The sequence below is a fragment of the Myroides phaeus genome (genome assembly GCF_900099675.1).
In the GTDB taxonomy this organism is placed as follows: domain Bacteria; phylum Bacteroidota; class Bacteroidia; order Flavobacteriales; family Flavobacteriaceae; genus Flavobacterium; species Flavobacterium phaeum.
This window is the reverse complement of record NZ_FNDQ01000030.1, coordinates 1-19,997: the sequence shown is the minus strand read 5'-3', so window position 1 is coordinate 19,997 and position 19,997 is coordinate 1. Positions and strand designations below refer to the sequence as shown.

Annotated in this window: 14 protein-coding genes; 8 read left to right on the top strand and 6 right to left on the bottom strand. The window is 32.7% G+C overall.

The features are described 5' to 3' along the window. Position 1: 1 nt before the first annotated feature. Positions 2 to 1,210 carry a CynX/NimT family MFS transporter gene (locus BLT46_RS11895; RefSeq protein WP_090410341.1) on the top strand — a complete coding sequence of 403 codons (1,209 nt, stop codon included), beginning with the start codon at positions 2 to 4 and terminating at the stop codon, positions 1,208 to 1,210. A gap of 3 nt (positions 1,211 to 1,213) precedes the next feature. On the opposite strand, the gene BLT46_RS11890 is transcribed toward BLT46_RS11895, so the two are convergent. Next, the gene (locus BLT46_RS11890; protein ID WP_090410340.1) at positions 1,214 to 1,429 is read right to left on the bottom strand and encodes a DUF2905 domain-containing protein; all 216 of its coding nucleotides are present in this window, start codon (positions 1,427 to 1,429) and stop codon (positions 1,214 to 1,216) included. Between the two features lie 147 nt (positions 1,430 to 1,576). Here BLT46_RS11890 and BLT46_RS11885 point away from each other — a divergent pair, with 147 nt between their 5' ends. The 3 genes from BLT46_RS11885 (at position 1,577) to BLT46_RS11875 (ending at position 6,885) form a co-directional block, all read left to right on the top strand. Next, complete coding sequence (locus tag BLT46_RS11885) at positions 1,577 to 2,281, top strand: DsbA family oxidoreductase (protein WP_090410339.1); 705 nt, start codon at positions 1,577 to 1,579, stop codon at positions 2,279 to 2,281. A 338-nt stretch (positions 2,282 to 2,619) separates the two neighbouring features. Beyond that, a complete protein-coding gene (locus BLT46_RS11880) occupies positions 2,620 to 3,843 on the top strand; it encodes a metallophosphoesterase family protein (RefSeq protein WP_090410338.1) in 1,224 nt (407 codons plus the stop codon). Continuing rightward, on the top strand, positions 3,844 to 6,885 hold the full coding sequence (locus BLT46_RS11875; RefSeq protein ID WP_090410337.1) for an AAA family ATPase: 3,042 nt from the start codon (positions 3,844 to 3,846) through the stop codon (positions 6,883 to 6,885). A 158-nt stretch (positions 6,886 to 7,043) separates the two neighbouring features. Here the strand turns inward: BLT46_RS11875 and BLT46_RS11870 are convergent, their stop codons facing one another. The 4 genes from BLT46_RS11870 to BLT46_RS11855 all read right to left on the bottom strand — a co-directional run bounded on the left by BLT46_RS11870 (position 7,044) and on the right by BLT46_RS11855 (position 16,719). Further along, a complete protein-coding gene (locus tag BLT46_RS11870; protein ID WP_090410336.1) occupies positions 7,044 to 11,891 on the bottom strand; it encodes a DNA repair ATPase in 4,848 nt (1,615 codons plus the stop codon). A gap of 103 nt (positions 11,892 to 11,994) precedes the next feature. After that, positions 11,995 to 14,073 carry a flotillin family protein gene (locus BLT46_RS11865; RefSeq protein ID WP_090410335.1) on the bottom strand — a complete coding sequence of 693 codons (2,079 nt, stop codon included), beginning with the start codon at positions 14,071 to 14,073 and terminating at the stop codon, positions 11,995 to 11,997. Between the two features lie 27 nt (positions 14,074 to 14,100). After that, on the bottom strand, positions 14,101 to 14,772 hold the full coding sequence (locus tag BLT46_RS11860; RefSeq protein ID WP_245722989.1) for an OB-fold-containig protein: 672 nt from the start codon (positions 14,770 to 14,772) through the stop codon (positions 14,101 to 14,103). Positions 14,773 to 15,051: 279 nt separating this feature from the next. Then, positions 15,052 to 16,719, bottom strand: a complete 1,668-nt coding sequence (locus BLT46_RS11855) for a formate--tetrahydrofolate ligase (RefSeq protein ID WP_090410333.1) — start codon at positions 16,717 to 16,719, stop codon at positions 15,052 to 15,054. 231 nt (positions 16,720 to 16,950) lie between these two features. Between BLT46_RS11855 and BLT46_RS11850 the strand changes: the two genes are divergently transcribed. Next, positions 16,951 to 17,532 carry a PhnA domain-containing protein gene (locus BLT46_RS11850; RefSeq protein WP_090410332.1) on the top strand — a complete coding sequence of 194 codons (582 nt, stop codon included), beginning with the start codon at positions 16,951 to 16,953 and terminating at the stop codon, positions 17,530 to 17,532. Positions 17,533 to 17,574: 42 nt separating this feature from the next. On the opposite strand, the gene BLT46_RS11845 is transcribed toward BLT46_RS11850, so the two are convergent. Further along, entirely contained in the window at positions 17,575 to 17,985 is a 411-nt protein-coding gene (locus BLT46_RS11845) for an NUDIX hydrolase (protein ID WP_090410331.1), read from the bottom strand. Between the two features lie 359 nt (positions 17,986 to 18,344). Here BLT46_RS11845 and BLT46_RS11840 point away from each other — a divergent pair, with 359 nt between their 5' ends. The 3 genes from BLT46_RS11840 to BLT46_RS11830 all read left to right on the top strand — a co-directional run bounded on the left by BLT46_RS11840 (position 18,345) and on the right by BLT46_RS11830 (position 19,818). Continuing rightward, positions 18,345 to 18,932 carry a cell wall assembly protein gene (locus BLT46_RS11840; RefSeq protein ID WP_245722988.1) on the top strand — a complete coding sequence of 196 codons (588 nt, stop codon included), beginning with the start codon at positions 18,345 to 18,347 and terminating at the stop codon, positions 18,930 to 18,932. Positions 18,933 to 19,077: 145 nt separating this feature from the next. Then, entirely contained in the window at positions 19,078 to 19,428 is a 351-nt protein-coding gene (locus BLT46_RS11835; RefSeq protein WP_090410330.1) for a CD225/dispanin family protein, read from the top strand. Positions 19,429 to 19,431: 3 nt separating this feature from the next. Beyond that, positions 19,432 to 19,818, top strand: a complete 387-nt coding sequence (locus tag BLT46_RS11830) for a DUF2752 domain-containing protein (RefSeq protein WP_090410329.1) — start codon at positions 19,432 to 19,434, stop codon at positions 19,816 to 19,818. Positions 19,819 to 19,997: the final 179 nt, after the last annotated feature.

Genomic DNA, 19,997 nt, shown 5'->3' with positions numbered 1-19,997 from the left:
AATGAATACAAAAGTAGAAACAAGTCAGGGTGATGTCTCAAAAATGAAGAAGATACTGATGTTTTTAGGTGTAATATTTATAGCATCTAATCTACGTGCCCCACTAACCTCTGTTGGTCCAGTAGTAGCAGAGATAAGTAAAGCTTTATCCTTGTCAAATACTGCGGCAGGATTAATTACTACAATTCCCTTAATGGCATTTGCCTTGTTATCAGGTGTTGTTCCAAAAGTATCTCGTAAATACGGAATGGAATTAGTATTACTTGGTTCCATTATATTGTTGACCATCGGTTTAATCATTAGACCCTTAGGAAGTATTGTTTCTCTATTTCTTGGAGCAGCATTAGTAGGTACAGCAATTACAGTTGGAAACGTATTAATGCCTGCATTTATTAAAAATAACTTTAGTAATAAAGTAGGAACAATGATGGGGGTGTACTCTGTTGCTATGAATCTAACAGCGGCATTAGCGGCGGGGTTCAGTATTAGCTTAGGGCGTATCACAAACTTTGGATGGAAAGGATCAATTGGTATTTGGTTGGTTTTATCTTTAGTAACAATTGTAGTGTGGATACCACAATTAAAGAAGAAACAAGAAGAAACAGTTAAGGGAGATTTTCCTATTGAAGAGAATACGGTAAACTTGTATAAATCAGGATTAGCTTGGGCTGTAACTGTATTTATGGGAGTACAATCGTTATTATTCTATTGTTTGGCTGCTTGGTTACCTAAAGTAGCGCAAACGTGGGGAATGTCAATAGAAGACTCTGGATGGATATTGTCTTACGTTCAGTTTGCTCAATTGCCAATGACATTTGCAGGTGCTATTATAGCAAGTAAAATGAATAATCAAAAATTGCTTTCACTGATAGTAGGGTTGTTGTTTATTGTTGGAATAGGGGGAATTCTTATATTCAAAACAGAGTACATCGTATTGTGGTGTGTACTTATTGGAGCAGGAAGTGGATTAGCATTTAGTTTATCAATGCTTTTCTTTGTCTTGCGTACTCGTAGTACAGTACAATCGGCTGAATTATCTGGAATGGCACAGGCTTTTGGTTATTTAATAGCAGCTTGTGGTCCTCCGTTATTTGGTGCTTTTTACGACTTCTCAGGAAGTTGGACATCGTCTTTTATTTTCCTTTTAGTTATGTCAGTTACCCTTTTGATCTCTGGTATTATTGCAGGAAAAGATACTTGGGTAAAGTAATCGCTAAGAAAAGAAACGATTGTAAAGCCAAATTAGTCCACTAATTACAATAGACAAAATTATCATACTGCTGATAGGCATAAAGAAAGAGAAGCCAGGGCGTTCAACGTGAATATCTCCTGGTAGTCTGCCAAACCAATTAAAGTTGAATGGTGTAAATTGTACAATTAGTCCGATAATAACTATGACAATTCCGATAAATATAATTGACTTTCCCATAAGGGTAAAAATACAAAAAATAGACTTATCGTTTTGAAAGAACATTTATTTAAGGTTTGTTAAAGCAGGAATGGATGTGTAATTTAAAGTGTATCTTTGAGAAGCTGCACTTTTGCAGAACATAGTATCACATTAAATTGAAACAATATGAAAGTAGAAATATGGTCGGACGTTATGTGCCCATTTTGTTTTGTTGGAAAAAAACACTTTGAAAGTGCATTAGAACAATTGCCTTTTAAAGATAAGATTCAAGTGGAATGGAAGAGTTACCAATTAGATCCAACATTACCAGAAGAAGGTGTTAATATGTCTACTAAAGAGTATTTCGTAAACAGAAAAGGTATGCCAATGGAGCAAATTGAAGGAATGTTAGCTCATTTACAACAAGCGGGCTCTGCTGTTGGAATTGAATTCAGACAAGATATTGCTATTCCTGTAAATACTTTTAGAGCGCACCGTTTAAGTCACTTTGCTCAAAAAGCAGGTAAAGGGAACGAGATGGAAGAAGCGTTGTTTTTAGCCCATTTTACAGAAGGTAAAAATGTTGGTGATATTGAAGTATTAGCAACGTTAGCAGAAACAGTTGGATTGAATAAAGCTGAGGTTAAAGCATTTTTGGAAACAGAAGAGCAAACAGCTGAGGTACAAAAAGATATTCAAGAAGCACAAGCTATCGGTGTGTCTGGTGTTCCATTTTTTGTGTTAGACAGAAAATACGGAGTATCTGGAGCGCAACCAGTAGAGGCGTTTGTTGAAGCATTAACGCAAGCTTATCAAGAAAGTAAACCACAATTTGAAATGAAAGGAAATCAAGACGCAGGTGCTTGTGGACCGGAAGGATGTGAGATTTAAATCGCACAATCAATATATACATCAAGGGCAATGAGATAAGCTAATTATCGCATTGCCCTTTTTTTTGTGGACTAAAATAAGAAGGGGTAAGCATGGTAGATGATGCTAATATTACAATGTGCATAGTATTGTTTTTTCTGTTTTTAGTATACTGTATTACAATTTATGTATCTCGTTTACGAATGGGTAATCGTTGTAGATTCTACGTTTTTATTACGCAAAGCCAATTTGTCATTTGTTGCTTTTAAGGTGTTTATTAACGCTATATTTAGTAAAATTCATTAGGAGTCGAATTATTTGTCCTTATCTTTGAATATTCAGAAAATATAGACCATACGATGGCATTGAAGATACTACATACAGCCGATTGGCACCTTGGAAAACGATTAGATAATTATAGTAGACTTGAAGAACAAAAGGAGGTTTTAGAAGAAATTTGTAAAATTGCCGATAAAGAGAAAGTGGATTTAGTTCTACTGGCTGGTGATTTGTTTGACACGTTTAACCCACCGATTGAAGCAGTTGATTTGTTTTATAAAACATTGAAGCGATTGGCTAAAAATGGAGAGCGTCCTGTAATTGCTATTGCAGGAAACCACGATAGTCCTGAACGTATTGATGCACCAGATCCATTGGCCAGGGAGTGTGGAATTATCTTTGTTGGGTTTCCTAATGCTGAGGTTAAACCATTTGCGATAGAAGATCACTTTAAGGTTTCTAAGTCGGCACCTGGATTTATTGAAATAAGACTGAAAGATTTCAAACAACCTATTCGTATTATACATACGCCTTATGCTAATGAAGTAAGGCTGAGAAAGGCTTTGAATGTAGAGGATAAAACGGAGGCATTGAATAGTGTTTTACAAGAAACGTGGCAAGCATTGGCTGATAAGTACTGTAAGACGAAAGGGGTGAATTTACTGATTTCTCATTTGTATATGATGAATAGAAATGGGGAGATGTTAGAGGAACCAGATGGAGAGAAACCATTGAAAATTGGTAATGCAGATTTGATTTATAGTGATATCATTCCAGAGCAAATACAATATACTGCTTTAGGCCACCTTCATAGAGCACATCAAATAGGACCAGATGATCGTCCTGTGGTGTATTCTGGTAGTCCGTTGGGCTATAGTTTTAGTGAAGCAGGACAGCGTAAATGCGTTATGATAATTGAGGCAGAGGCAAATAAACCGGTTACTTACAGACAAATGCCTTTGCAAAAGGGAAGACCTCTTTCGCGAGTGAAGTTTGCAAATATTGAAGAGGCTATCTTTTGGCTATTGTCTAATCCTGAGCCATTGGTTGAATTAACCTTGGTGAGTGATACGTTCCTAAATGCTGATGATATTAAGAGGTTAAACCAAGCACACGATGGTATTATATCTATCATCCCAATTGTGAATATGGATAAGGAAGCTGGAGATAAGGAGGTGAATCAAGTGAATTTAGAACAAGATATTAAAGGATTGTTTTCTGATTATTTTAAACAGCGATATAGTGGGCAATTGCCTAATGAAGAGATAATGGATTTGTTTAATGAAATTTTAAATGAAGAATAGATGATACCAATTAAATTAACACTTGAAGGTTTATATTCTTACCAAGAAAAACAAGTAATCGATTTTACACAGTTAATTGAGGCTGGATTGTTTGGAATTTTCGGGAAGGTAGGTTCTGGAAAATCATCTATTTTAGAGGCAATCTCTTTTGGATTATATGGAGAAAGCGAACGATTAAATTCAAGAGATAATCGCGCTTATAATATGATGAATTTAAAGTCTGATCACGCTGTGATAGATTTTGAGTTTTATAATTTCGCAGATGAAAAGTATAGAATTAGACGAGAGTTTAAACGTAATTCTAAGCGATTTGAAGATGTGAAACGCGGTGATGCTGTATTGTATCAGTGGGAGGGGGATGAATGGATACCTTTATCTCATTTGAATATGGATGAAATAGTAGGATTGAGCTACGATAACTTTAAGCGTACAGTTATTATTCCGCAAGGACAGTTCAGAGAGTTTATTGACTTGAAAGGGGCTGACCGTACGCGTATGATGCAACAGATTTTTGGGTTAGATCGTTTTGATTTGACTTCAAGGGTTAAGAGGATTTACGGACAAACAAAGGAAAGTTTTGATCAGCTTAAAGGTAGGTTACAAGGTTTTGCTACGGTTACTCAAGAAACAATAGAGGAGCAACAAAAGATATTGGTTGATGAACAAGATAAGTTAGAAAAGGCAGTTAATTCTTTTAAAATAGAGAATGAAAGTTACCAACAGTTAAAAGCTGTAAAAGAAGACTTTGAAAGTTTAGTAGTAAAGAAAGAGGAATTGGCAACTTTAAACGAACAGTTGCCCGGTTTTCAACAAAAGAAAAAAGAGCTTGAGCGTTTTGAATTAGTTGAACAAACCTTTGCTACGGTGTTAGCTGATGCTGAGAATACGAGTATTAAGCTAACTTTTAAGGAAGAAAAGAATGAAAAGCTGACTACTTCTGTTGTTCAAACGCAAGATATGTTTTCAAAGGTTTCTAAGGAATTAGAAATGGTGCAATTGGATTTTGCTACGTTAGAGCAACAAAAAGCGGAATGTTATGAACTGGGATTAATCAAGGGAATAAAGGAAGCTTCTCTAAAGAATACAGAAAATCAAGAACACTTTGAGAAGGGAATTAAGTTTGTCAATGAGGTTAATCAACATTTTAGTGAGGCTCAGGTTAACTTACAGCAAAAAGAGAATGAACTAAATCAAACGAAAGCTAATCGAATTGATAGTAATTTGATTATGGATATTGAAGGGTGGTTTAAGGATTTTGAATTATTGAAAAAGAGTTTTGAGGAAGTAAATCAGAGTATAGGTAAATCTACGGCTGACTTACAGCAGGTACAACAAGATATTCAAAAACTAAAATTAAAGAATATTGATAATTGGCAAGCTGAGATAAGTGGTTATAGAAATACATTTAATAAAAAGCAGGAGCAAGCAGAACAAGAGTTAGCACATTTAAGAGTGTCGCAACAATTAACGCAGTATGCAAGTGATTTGCACAATGGACAAGCTTGTCCGTTATGTGGATCATTAGAGCATCCTCACGTTTTGCAAGGCAATGATGTGTCGTTAGCTATTGCGAATGTAGAGCGTACTTTAAGCGATATTAAAGATAAACAAACAAGGTTGAATGTATACGAAAGTAAAGCAGTGGCATTGTTTGATAAGTATAATTTCTTTTTGACTCAGTTAGAGGAGTTAAAAGCAAAAGAACAGGCGAATCAGCAGGCAATACAATTACACCATAGTAAGTTTACTTGGAGTATAATTGAAGTTGGTAATAAGGAACAGTTTGTTCAATTAAAAGAGACTGCTAATGCAATTCAACAACAAGTTGAGGTGTGTGAAAATCAGTATACCCTTCTTCAGAAAGAGGTTGAAAAGTTAAGACATAAAGCAGACCAAGCTAAAACAAGGTTAGCTGAGTTAGAGGTTGAAAAAGCTAAGTTTGAAAGTGAGATTCAGTCAAAGAGTTCTCAAATTGTTCGTTTAAACTTACAAGCTTATTTAGGGTTAGAAGAGAGTTTAATTACTCAAGAAGAAGAACAACGTCAATTGAGAATTGACAATACGGAAAAGAAACATAGTTCGTTGACAAAAGAGTTTCAAGAGTTATCTCCAAAATTAGCAGCTCTTCAATCAGAACAAAAAGGATTGGTAGAGGAAATTGCTGAACTAAAAGTGAGCAAAGAAAAGCTTCAGAAAGAATTAGAGGTATTAGTTCATGCAAATGGATTAAATACATTAGATGAGGTAAAAGCTATTTTAGAAACGCAGTTGGATGTTAAGAGTGGTCGTGAGGCTATTCAAGCTTTTGAGGTAAAACTGGAAGTGGTTAAAAACAATGTTGTTGCTTTAGAACAGAAGTTGGAGAAAGTTTCTTTTGATAAAGAGAAATTTGAGAAACAACAAGAGGTTATTGAAGAACTTGAATTGGAGGTTAAGGTATTGACTGAATCAACGGCTAAGCTAAAGGGTGAGGTTGAGCGATTGACTAAGGAGTTAGCCGAGAAGAAAGATTTATTAATAGAACACGATAAAGTAGAAAAACGCTTAAAGAATATCAGTGTACTTGACAATATGTTTAAAGGTGCTGGCTTTGTAAATTACGTTTCTGGTATTTATTTGAAAAACTTATGTGATATGGCTAATCACCGTTTTCATCGTCTGACTAATAATCAGCTGAGTTTGCAATTAAATGAGAGCAATGATTTTGAGATTGTTGATTATTTGAACAATGGGAAAGCAAGGAGTGTGAAAACATTATCAGGAGGACAAAGTTTTCAGGTGTCACTTTCTTTGGCCTTGGCCTTGGCAGAAAGTGTACAAAGTTTATCGAAATCTAATAAAAACTTCTTCTTTATTGATGAAGGGTTTGGTACACAAGATATAGACTCGGTAAATATCGTATTTGAAACATTGAGTAATTTACATAAGGAGAACCGTATAGTTGGAATTATTTCTCACGTTGAAGAATTGCAAGAGAGAATACCGATGTCACTTACAGTAGTGAAAGATGAAGAAAAGGGAAGTGTGATAGAAGTAAATTAGAAAGAATAAAATTTTAAAAAGTCTGTATCTATTAGATGCAGACTTTTTTTTAAGATAGTGGCATACATTAAATACTAATAAAAAAGCGGTCTATTTATAAAATAGACCGCTTTGCATTTATACTCTTTTAAAAGAATTAAACCCTGTTGTATGTGTTGCTAATTGCGTTTTAAAGCTTGTGCAATACCCTCTAAATTGTGATTAAAATCCATAAGCTGATTTAATATTTGTCCAACTTGATTGTCTTTGCCTGCGACACCTAATTTATTCTGTTTTGTGAAAATTTCCTTGATTGTTTCCCAACGTTCTTTTTCTTCTAAATTTAGTTTGCCTGTGATTTCCTTTAATTTTAAAAGGTTGGCTTCTGTATCTGAAGTTAAGGTTTGTGATTCATTCTCATAATGCGTTAAGATTAACTCATCTATTTCGACTTCATTCATTAAGGGAACAATTTTACTAATCATCTTATTCATATCTCTGTAAGAACCTTGTAATTTAAAGGCTGGCTCTACGCGATAAGCATTATCCATACTCGCACTCAAGATATAATTCTGATTTACTTTAAGAACGATATCTCTTACCAGCATCGCTTTTTTAATCACAGCTATAAATTCCTCTAATTCTTGAGTACTAAAATTACCTTCTAAATCTAATGCTTCTTCAGAGCGAGTTTCAATGTGTTGAATTAGTTTATAGAAATCATCTAATGATTTACTGCTTAGACGTTGTAAATAACTGTTTTCTGCAATAGCATTCTCAAGTAAGCTTAGTTTAAATAAATTCTCAGTATTTCCAATTACATCTCCTAAGTTATAGGTATCTGCACGATTAGCTAACATATCAGGAATTTGAAATTTCTCTCCCGTTTCTGTATAAGGGTTACCGGCCATAATAATACAAAAGCGTTTTCCTCTTAAATCATATGTTTTACTTTCTCCTTCAAAAATACCATCCATCTTACGCTGTCCATCGGCTAATGAAATGAATTTTTGTAAGAATTCAGAACTACAATGTTGTATGTCATCTAAGTAAAGCATAACGTTGTCAGCCATTTCAAATGACAAGTTTATCTTCTTTAATTCTTCTCTTGCTCCAGATGTTTTAGCTTCTGTTGGGTCTATTGAGGTAATGGAATGACCAATTGTAGGTCCATTTATTTTTACAAAATGTAATCCTAATGCATTGGCTAAATATTCCATTAGGGTTGTTTTTCCATATCCAGGAGGGGATACTAATAATAGCATTCCCATTCTCGCTGTACGCTTGTTATCTCCGTAAACACCAATTTGTTTCGCTAAGTTGTTTCCTATTAAAGGGAAGTAAACTTCGTTAGTTAATTTATTTCTAACAAAAGAGGTTAATACACGTGGTTTTAACTCATTTATTTTTAACGACTTTTTGTACTCACTTAAGATATTGTCTTTAGTAATATTAAAGTCGTTATAAGCAGGAACGGATACTTCTTCAAAAGTTAATAGTTTATCCATAAACTGATGATAATCTAAAGTGTAATTATCTTGTACAATTAATGGATGGTTTCCTTTTAAATTAGAGATAACCACTTCGTCTTTGGCTTCTAATAGTGTGTAATTATAGGTGCTTTCAAATAATAATAGACACGTTGCTTCTTGTATGTATTTGATTGAATCAGCCGTTTGTGATTGCGTGTCGATAAAGGAATGTAACCAGTTTTGTATTAATAGAAAACGATCTGTCATTGATAGTTTAGCATCTTTACTATCATCTTCGAAAATCAACAAAGCATTTTGTTGTTGTAAGTACGTTGTAAACTGTTTCTTTAATAAGGTTGCTTGGTTACTTTTTGTAAAGTACAATCCTGTTGAAAGCTCTTTAAAAATATAAGTTGCAATTTGTAACTCATTTTTATTTAAGCGCATTGATGACTTCCATTGTTTGTACAAGTCTTGTATTTGTTCTAAAACATAAGTATAATTTTCACTTTTAGGGAATACTTTAATCACTGCAGTGGCACTATCGATGTTTTTAAGAATGCTTGTTTTTGTATTCTCTGGTAAACTGTACCAAAAAAGCTGTGCATTTACACGAATTGCTGGGGCATAGGTTAGTATTCCTAATTCCTTATTTAAGGAAAGCAGGTTGTTACAAATTTCTAAGGCGTCAAAATCGTGTACCCCTTTTAGATAACCTTCGGCGTAATTTTGTTCTGTTCTGTGTTTTATAGTGTCTGAAAGAACTAATGTGTTATCTTTTTGATATTGTTTATAAACTTGGTATGCTAAGTATTCAGCGCGGTAAACTGCACTGTTTTCAGATACTAAGTCTTGATTCCAAATTTCTTTATAGGTGTATATTTTATCATTTTGAATAGGATAGTAAAAACTTGTACCTGTTAGATGATAAAATAAAATATCATTTCTTCTGACAATTGTAAGGTCTAAAGGTTGCTTGTTGACTAAGAATTTGTTGGTGCCCAGTGCAATAATATTCTCCCCATCGGCAAACAAATCTTGTTTATCTCTTAAAGTACGCAGTGCGTCTTCTTGACTTGTTTTAATGCTATTCTCAAGGTTTTCAGCTTTTGATACGTCGCCTAATTCTTTTAAATCGTGAACTAATTGGCGAACTTTATCAATCATTAAGTCCGTAGAGAAAAAAGCGTGTATATCTTCTTTGGTTTTAAAAGAGGCAGATTTGTTTTCAATATTCTTTAAAATACGAAGACCAATCTGTTCAAGTGAACTTGTACGTCTATTGATTTGTTCAACAAGTTGTGTTTTACGTGTATCAAAAGCTTTGATAACTTCTTCTCGTTTGTCCGCAATTTTTAGAATGAATTCTTCAAAGTCAGCAAACTTACTTTCTAATTCTTCAACTTGTACACTGACTTTAGAATAGTATTCATCACATTTTTCTGGTGTATTTGACAACTCTAAAAAGTTGATAATACTTTGGTCTAATAAAGTTAGTTGTGCGTGAAACTCAGCAATAGATTCATTTGTACGCAAAGAGTCTATCTTGCGTTTAAGCTGTGAACGTACTTCGTTTAAAGAAGCGAAAATAACAGATATCTTTTCAATAATCTTGGTTGCTTGGGTTGTATCTTCAATCTTTAAGCTATTTAAGATGTCTATTAGTAGCTCTAATTCTGCTGATATTTTCTTACAATTAGCATCAATAGCATTGGCATCAATTACTTTAACTACTTCGTTTACCTTTGCTTTTTGGGCAATAACTTTATCTTCATAGGGTATTAACGCGTGCTCTTGTAGTAAAAAGGCTATTGTTTTTTCTGATAGTGAACTATTGGTTTTAGACAGTGCGTCTAAATAAGACTCTAATGTTGGAATATGGGTGTACTTTGTTTGTTTAGCGTTGATTACTTCACCTACCAGTTTTCTGTTGTCAGCAAGTAATTGTACTAAACTTTCTACGGTATTACCTTTAGCATTCTTAACATTAAAGAGTTGTTTATCTACTTTAGTTTTTAATTCGTTTAATTGACTTGAAGCTCTTTTTCGCTGTTCTTGTACTTTTTCAAACTCGTCAATTGCTGTATTAGCAATATTTCTAATTTGTGAGAGAGGAGTAGATAGTTGTTGTGTTTCTGAGTCATTAATCCAAAAATAAGCATCTATAATATCATTAGCTTTTTTAGCAATGTCATTATAAAGGCCTTCGTACGAATCTTCTTTGTCAATCAGGTGTATGATTTCTTGGCACTCAGCCATTGCTTTTACAATGTCTTTATTTCCAATTTTATAAAGGTGATTGTCTTTTTGTTCTTTATTTTCCAGTAGGGTAGTGGCATAAGGCGTTTCCCATACTTGAACAACGTGATGTTTTACGGCTTCGTTTTCTGAACGGAAATAAGTAAGTTTACCATCGTTGAAAAGTGTAAAACCATTACATATTATAGGTGTCTCTATATGTTGTTTAATGATATTATAAGACATAAGAACATATATATTGTTCTCAGCTTGATAGAATATATATAAAAAGTCTTCGCCATTATGAGAAGGTATTGTTCTTACAAATTCAAGATTAGGAACATTGTTTTCAAAAATCTTGTAGTCACCATTCTGAAGATAATAACCATTTGAAAAGATTACACCTTGGTTATCGGGTAATAATATTCCTGTTTCATTTAAAGCAGGAACATTGATGACTTGTTTTGTTTTATTGTTAAATATAAACGCTCTAAAATCTTCTTGGTAAGGTTTTATACGTATAAGTATAAAGTTGTTTAAGTCTGCAAAATAGTAATCAGCATCATCAAGTTGCTGGTCTATATTTTTCACAGGTTCGCTATAGATTCCTTTTCCATCCTGTGTATTGTCTTCTATTTTGAAAGTAATATCTCCACCTACAGCTTCAATAAATACTTTATCTAAAATAGAGACGTGAGGATGTATCCCTAAACGTCTATTGTCTATGGTAGTTTTTTGCCAAGTAAATTCATATTGACTGGCTTTTTTTACTTCGTGAACACTTCTATCGTCTTGATAATAGAGTTTATTGTCTTTAATTAACCACTTAAAAGCTTTTAGGTCGTCAACTTTTGAACTCGTTTGAAATACCATATATAGGTAGTTCTCCGTTTTTTTGAAGCGACTAAAGATAGAATCCCTGTAATATTTGTATAGGTTATTGTAATCGTTGATGAAGTTATCATCGGCTATAAAATCAAGATTTTCAGGTTGAAATTGATTGTTTTCAAAACGATAAATACTGAAAACATCACTCAATTGTATTTCCTTCTTTAGTCCAAAATGTACGTTATAACCGAAAATACAAATGTTGTCAAAGGCTATAATTCCCCTGGCAATACAATTGTTTTCTGTTGTAATACGTTGGTTGGCGATAAGTTTTAAGTCAACAGAACTAAAGATTTCTTTACGACTATCATTTAAAGTATTAAGTTTTTGGATTAACTCACTTTTCTGGTCTTGAAGTCTTCGCTGTATAATTTCGTATGTATTAGAATCAAGCGATTCGACGATATGTTGGTTTTCTAATTCAGCCATAGTGTAAAAGGACTATGTATATAGTATATACGTAGGTAAATGAAAGGGGTAGAGGATGATGTAGTATATCACTCTTTGTTTACAAGGAGTGATATACAGTAAATTAAGAAAGTTTATTGTTTCCTATACCCAATGTTTGTACTGCACCAGCAATACTGTTTAATAAACCACTATTTTCATCTGTTGCATTTTGTTGCATCTTTAGAACTAAAGTGGCAATGCTTAGGTTTTTTAAATCTTCAGAAGTAATATTAAACTGTTTAGCGTAGTATTTGATGTTTTCGTATAGTTCTCCTTGATTTACAGAAGTACCATCTCCTAAAAGAGCACGCTTAATGTCTTGCGCATTTGAACTCTTGCCAATTAGATTATCAAATCCTTTAGCGCGGCTTACTTGGTTTACTATGTTTTCGAAGAACATTGTTTCTCCACCTACAATATCAATGTTTGCAGTTTGAAGGGCAGAGGATAAAACTTCTGCTTGTGACATAGCAATGTCTTTTTGGATATGTAAATGTGCAAGTTCTACTTCTTTTTCTTTCTGTAGTTTTAATTTGAATTCTTCGTGTTCTTTACCTACGCCATCCATTTGCTTCATAGCGTCTGCTTTTTCTTTAAGACCTTCTGCATCTGCATAAGCTTTTTCTTTAATAACTTCTGCTTCGGCTAAACCTTCTTTGCGCTTAGCTTCTGCTTTAGCTTCAATTCCTGCTGCTTCTGCCGTTGCCATACGTTGTACTTTAGCTGCTTCTACAATACTTTGTTGTTCTACAGCTTCTGCTTTAGCTTTGATTACTTCTGCTTCAGCAAGTCCAAGTGTAGCATCTTCTCTTGCTTGGGCTTCTGCTAATATTTTACGTGCTTCTGCTTGTTTGATAGAAGCTTCTTTTTGTGCTTCTGCTTCAATCAGCATTTGTTGAGATATTTGCTCTTGCGCAAATTTCCTTGCTTCAGCTTCCTTGATTGTTTTGATTAAGTTTTCTTCTGCAATTTTACTCGCTTGTGTAATTCCAACTTGTTTTTGTCTTTCTACTTCGCGTAATGCTTCAACATCTTTGATATTTTGTTGTTCTTCAACAACTCCTTTTTCTAAAGAAACACGTTCGCGAATAACATCTTGAATAGATTTTCTTTCTTCTTCAACAGCTTTCTCTTTGTTGATTTGTGCTAAAGAAACAATTCTCTCTCTTTCAGTTTGCTCTAATGCTCTGTCTTTTTCTACACGCTCTGTTTCAATTGCATCCGTTCTTTCTTTGTTTTTAGCTGCAATAATTACTTGACGTAATTTGTTTTCTTCAAGTACAGCTAAACTTTCTTCTGTAGCAATGCGTACACTTTCAGATTTTAAGCGTTCTTCTTCACGTACTTTTTGTATTTCTGCTTCTTCACGGGCACGGACGTTATCAACTTCTCTACGTTGTTTTTCTTCTTTTTCGGCTAATTGTCTTTCTAATTCAAGAATAGCTTCTCTTGCTTCAACGTCTTGTTTTTTAATAACTTTCTGTTCATCTCTACGGATAAGGTTAGCATTGATGTTTTGTTGTGCTGTTAATTCAGTGATTTTCTTAATACCTTCTGAGTCTAAGATATTTTGTGGGTCTAAGAAGGAGATATTTGTTTGTTCTAAATAATCAATCGCACAGTCATCTAAGATATAGCCATTAAGATCGGTACCTATAATATTGATAATTTCATCTCTGAATTCTCTTCTCGCTTCATATAATTCGATGAATTCAAATTTCTTACCGACTGTTTTTAATGCTTCTGAGAATTTTGCTTCAAAGATGTTTCTTAATGTTTCAACATCACTTGCTCTTTCACACCCTAATGTTTGTGCTACATTAACTACGTCATCAATTGATTTGTTTACTCGAATAAAGAATGCAACTTTAATATCGGCGCGAATATTATCTTTACATATTAATCCTTCTTGTTGCATACGGTCTATCTGTAGTTTTTTTACAGAGATATCCATAATTTCCATTTTATGGAATACAGGTACTACATAAATACCTTTATTAAATGCAATTTTTGTTCCACCAACTCCTGTTCTTACAATCGCTTTTCCTTGTGGAATTTTCTTGTAAAAAGAAGCAAGTATTGCAAAAAATAGTAAGATAAGTAAGAATAGCGCTCCAATTATTAAGGCTATTAAAGTTCCTAATCCGAATTCAAAATCCATAGTATAGTTTTTATTTAATGGTTATAGTTATGTGTTTATTTTCTTTGCGATATAAACATTCTTGTCTGTTGATTTATTAATGATTAAAACCTTGTCTCCAAAAGAGAGAGGTTGGCCATCTTTACTTGTTACGAGTAGTTTAACGGGGTCGTTTTCAATTAAAATTTCAACATTTCCCTTTTTTACTGCGGATATGCTGGAAATCATTCTACCTTCTTTTCCTATAAAATCAATAGCTTCTTCACCGTGATACCCCGTATTGTAAAGAAATCTTGCAATAGGGGTGGTAGCATAGTGTGTAATGAATATTGCGATAAATGAAAGGGGTATTAATATTACAACGGATTTCATTCCTAAGTTAGAAACAGTTGGTATTGTTGTAGCAAGAAGAGTTCCTGCCCACGTAAAGAATTTGAGTAATGTGAGTACTATCATAAATGGTACTTTACCGACATTTATATAATGAAGAAACTTTATGAATACACTTGGATCAGTATGAACGGCTGTATCTATATGGTTGTCGGTTATTGTATCAACATTGTTATTGGTAAGATCAAAATCTGTGCCTACATCTGCATCAACATCAATGTCAGCATTAATATCTACATCTAAATCAAGGTCAATATCGGTATTGTCTATTCCACCACCTAAAAAAGATATAATCCAATAAATAATCGAAATTATCATTAACACTGTCATAATAGCGTTAGGTAAAGGATTAAATAAATGATAGATTAATTCGTTTATTTGAAATAATTAAATAATATTTAAACGCTTTTAAGATAAATTATCATTAAAAGTATTAATTCAAATATAATAAAATAATTTTCATAAATAATAATGTGAATGATTAAAAAATATTTTGTTAATAAAAATATTTTGTTGTTATTTGTAATAATCTGTTAAAGCTTAATGCAATTAAAAAAAAGGTATTGATCATTGTGTCAATACCTTTTTTTATTTCAAAGTGATAGCCATTTAGCTTAAACCTTCTATAAGACCATTAACTAAGTCAATTTTAGTTGCTTGTGGAACTTTAGGTAGTCCTGGCATACGCATGATATCTCCTGCAATAGCAACAATAAATTCAGCTCCTCTATTTATAACGATATCGTTTATAAGAATCTCAAAATCTTTTGCTACTCCAAAAGCTTTAGCGTCTGCAGAGAACGAAAATTGTGTTTTAGCAATGCATACTGGATATTTATCCATTTCTGTTGATTTTAAGAGTGCTAATTTTCTTTTAGCAATTGCTGAAAACTCTACGTGAGTTGCTCCATATATCTTTTTAGCTACTTGTTCTATTTTGTAAGCAATAGTGTCTTCGTCTTTATATGGGAATGTTAGCTCTTTACTTGGTGCTGTTTCTATTGCATTTACAACAGTTTGTGCTAATTCTTTTGCTCCTTCTCCTCCTTCAACAAAAGCATTGTTTAAGGCAAAACCAATAGCATTGTCTTTACAATATTGTTGTACAATAGCAATTTCTTCTACATCGTCTGAAGCGTACTTATTAAAGGCTACAACTATATTTTGTCCGAATGAACGAATGTTCTCAATGTGCTTGGATAAGTTTTCTAATCCTTTAGTAATTCCAATTGTATTTTTAGTTTTAATCTCTTCAATAGGAATTCCTCCGTGCATTTTTAAGCCTTGTGCTGTAGCTACTATAATTGTTAGCTTTGGTTGTAGCCCTGATTTTCTACATTTAATATCAAAAAACTTCTCTGCTCCTAAGTCTGCACCAAAGCCAGCTTCTGTTATTACGTAGTCACCAAAACTCATTGCCATTTTTGTTGCTATTACAGAGTTACATCCGTGCGCAATATTAGCAAATGGTCCTCCGTGAATAAAAGCTGCAGTGTTTTCTGTTGTTTGAACTAAGTTAGGGTTTAAAGCGTCTTTTAATAGGACAGTTATTGCTCCAGCTACTCCAAGGTCTTTGACAGTAAACATACTGCCATCATAGCGATATCCTAATAAGATGTTTTCAATTCTTCTGCGTAAATCATCTATATCACTTGCTAAACATAATATAGCCATAATTTCTGATGCAGGGGTAATGTCAAAACCTGTTTCTTGAGGAACTCCATTTGCACTTCCTCTAAGTCCTGATACTAAATAGCGTAAGCTACGATCGTTTACATCTAATACTCGTTTCCAAAGTATTTCTTTTATCCCGTTTTCAGAGGCTCTGTTTTGATAAATATAATTGTCGAATAATGCACTGATGGTATTATGTGCTGATGTGATAGCGTGAAAATCTCCTGTAAAGTGAAGATTGATGTTTTCCATAGGCAATACTTGAGCATAACCACCTCCAGCTGCTCCACCTTTCATTCCAAAGCATGGACCTAATGATGGCTCACGTAATGCTACTATAGCATTCTTACCAATTTTATTTAATCCTAATGCTAAACCAATTGAAACAGTCGTTTTACCTATTCCTGCTTTGGTAGGGGTAATTGAAGTAACAAGGATTAAATTAGATTGTTTAATTTTCTCGGCATTAATTTCTTCAAGTGAAACTTTAGCCATGTGCTTTCCGTATGGAATTAATGCTTCTTGATCTACACCAATTTTATTGGCAATGTCTTGTACTTCCTCAAGCTTACACTCGCGTGCAATTTCAATATCTGTTTTCATTTTGATAATTGTGTGTTGTTAAGTAGTAAAGATAAAGCATTTGTTTGTATAGTGCGATTGCTAATGTTTTTTCTGATGTAATTCTAAGGTTTGAAGTATGGTAATATATAAAGATGTGATATTAGTAGCTTCTAAATGAAAATACTTTATATAATGAGTCGTTTTATTATTTTTTATATATAAATATTTAAGTTTATATTTACACCTTTAATATTTATTAGATTATAAAGTATGAAGACTGAAGCGCAACTGAAAGAAAGAAGTGGTAACAAATGTGAATTATGTGAGGCTACGGGGCATTTGAATGTTTATGAAGTACCACCTGCTGCTGCAAATGATGCAGATAGAGAGATTTATATTTGTGATACTTGTTTGGCTCAAATTGATAAAAAGCAAGAATTAGATTCTAATCATTGGCAGTGTTTAACAACTTCAATGTGGAGTGAATTTCCAGCTGTACAAGTTGTCGCTTGGCGTATGCTTAATCGTTTTAGAAATGAAAGTTGGGCTGCGGATAGTTTAGATATGATGTATTTAGATGATGAGTTACTTGAATTTGCTAAATTAAGTGGGGATCATACAGGTGATGGCTCTGTTGAATTACATAAAGATTGTAATGGAAATATTTTAGTAGGTGGGGATACGGTAACATTGATTAAGGACCTTGATGTAAAGGGGTCTACTATTAATGCTAAAATTGGTACTGCTGTAAGAAATATTCGATTAGTTCACGATAATGTAGAGCAAATTGAAGGAAAGGTAGACGGACAAACAATTGTAATTCTAACTAAGTTTGTTAAGAAACAAGCATAGGTAAATGAATATAAAAATAGGCTTTACGTTAATTCGTAAGGCCTATTTCATTTTTAACCAAATTGGAAGACTAAATTCTTTTAAAAGGTGAGCAAGCTTAATGTCGTTATAATTTTTTTTTGTTACCCATTTTATTTCTTCTATTTCTGCGGATGCTTGAATCGATGAGTTATTTATTCTAACATGAAAAATTGTAGCGTTAACAATTGTGTTAGCTTCATTGACAGCTGTTGTTTGATGTGTGCCTAATAATGAAATTTGATCGTTTGTAATGTTTAATTGTAATTCTTCTTGAATTTCCCTTTTTAGGGTTTCAATTGGTGTCTCTCCTAATTCGATTTTTCCTCCTGCCATCATGTAGTAAGTTGATCCCTTTTTCCTAACTGTTAGCATTTCGTTTTTATCATTTGTTAATAGGGCTGAAGCTAAATATATTGTATGTGTTGTGGACATATTATGAAGTGTTGTTTTTCTATATTTAAGTAGACAAATATAATTATTTGAATGTGAATAGTTAAAAACACATTGATTTATAAGTAAGGATGTAAAAGATGAGTATCTCTTTTTTTTATTATAATTGTTATTTAAGTAAGAAATCTTGAAATTTTTGTTTTAAAATATTACTTTTATGCTCTGAAAAAGAAATACTTTTTATTATACAAAAAACATTAATAATGTTTAAAATATTATTTTTTGTAAAAAAAAATATTTTATCTTTATTGAATGTAAGCAATAAGCTTCTTTAAGATAGATTTTATTGCTGTAATTTATTTTTTAATTAAAAAAACTGTAAGCCTGGTAAAAAGGCAAAAATGAACAACACAATGGTAAAACAAGAATTTACTGCGTTATTTAAGGGGTATAAAATACCTAATGAATTAAAAAGCTTAATGGAATTTCAGTTATTAGACACTATTCCATCATATTATTCGAATGCACTTTATTTAATTGATGAAGATCCAGGCATTATAGAATCTTTTTCAGAGGATGTGGAATTTGTGAATTCTTTTATTCCTTTTGCAGAAGCTAATAGTACAGGAAGTATTTTTGCTTTTTGGGTAAGAAATGAGAACTTAGGAGAGTGTCCGATTGTAATTTTTGGAGATGAAGGAGGCGTTTTTATTGCGGCTAAGAATTTGAAAGAGCTTTTGCAAGTTGCAGCTTATGATGTAGAGCCAGTAATTTATGATGAAGAGTTTTATTTTTCTGATAAAGAGGAGTTGATTGAGGAAGGAGAATATAGTAATGCTGAGTTTAATAAAGAGTATTTAGATTGGTTGAGAAACGATGCTAAGCTAAAACCTATTTTAACTATTGAGGATGTGGATTCAATTGTTAATGATGCTCAGAGTTTATTACAAGGAGATTTAAATGAATTTCTTAAGAAATATAGTAATTAATTACTTTTAAGATACAAAAAAAAGAGAACTAGTATAGTTCTCTTTTTTTTGTTTAGTAGTTTGATTTTAAGATAATTTTTTGTTAGTTATCTATATTGTTTTCTTTTGCATAAAAATATTTTATATTGCGTTAAAAATATAAAATATGGAGTTTAATAGTTTTGAAACAAAAGAAGTAGTTTTGGAGAAGCCAAATAATTATATGGCTTTATCAATTGTGTCAACTATTTTGAGTGTTTGCTCAGTTTGGTGCTTGGGGTTGATTTTAGGGATTATCGCAATTGTAATGTCAAGTCAATCTACGAGTAAATTTAATAATGGTGATTATAATGGTGCTGTTAAATCTGCAAAGACAGCTAAAATATTGTCAATTATTGCTTTAGTTTTAACTGCTGCTGGTATTATTGCTTATTACTTCTACTATCAAGAAGTTGGTGGTATAGAAGGTTTTCGAGAATTAATGCAGCAAGCGATAGAGGAAGCAGAAAATCAATAAGATATGAAAAAATGGTGTATTAGAATTTTATTGTTCTTAATACCAATCTTATTAGCTTTTTACTATTATAAGTTTTTTGGAAGTGACGGAAGTACTGGTGTTGTTTGTATATTTAATAAACAAACAGGTTGGTTGTGTCCAGGATGTGGAGGACAACGTGCTATACAATCTTTATTACACGGCAACTTTAATGAAGCATTTCTATTAAATCCGCTCATTTATATTTTACTTCCTTTGTTGGTATTTCTTTATGTTGCTTTGATTGAGGTATATGTATTTGGTAATAAAAAGTTTTTAGAGAAGTATGCTATTCCTAATTGGTTTGCATATGCATTAGTTATTCTTTTGGTCCTTTTTTTTGTTCTAAGGAATACAGATAAGATATTTTAAAAAAGAGTTCTCTTAAAACAAATAGACATGCCCCAAAAAGTTAGACACTTTTTGGGGCATTTTTTATGAGTAGAAAACAGAAACACAATTTTGAATTTAAGTTACGTATAGTAACTATTATTTTGGAAGGAAAAGACAGTATGAGGGGACTTTCTCGATCAGAAAAAATCAGTGAGTTT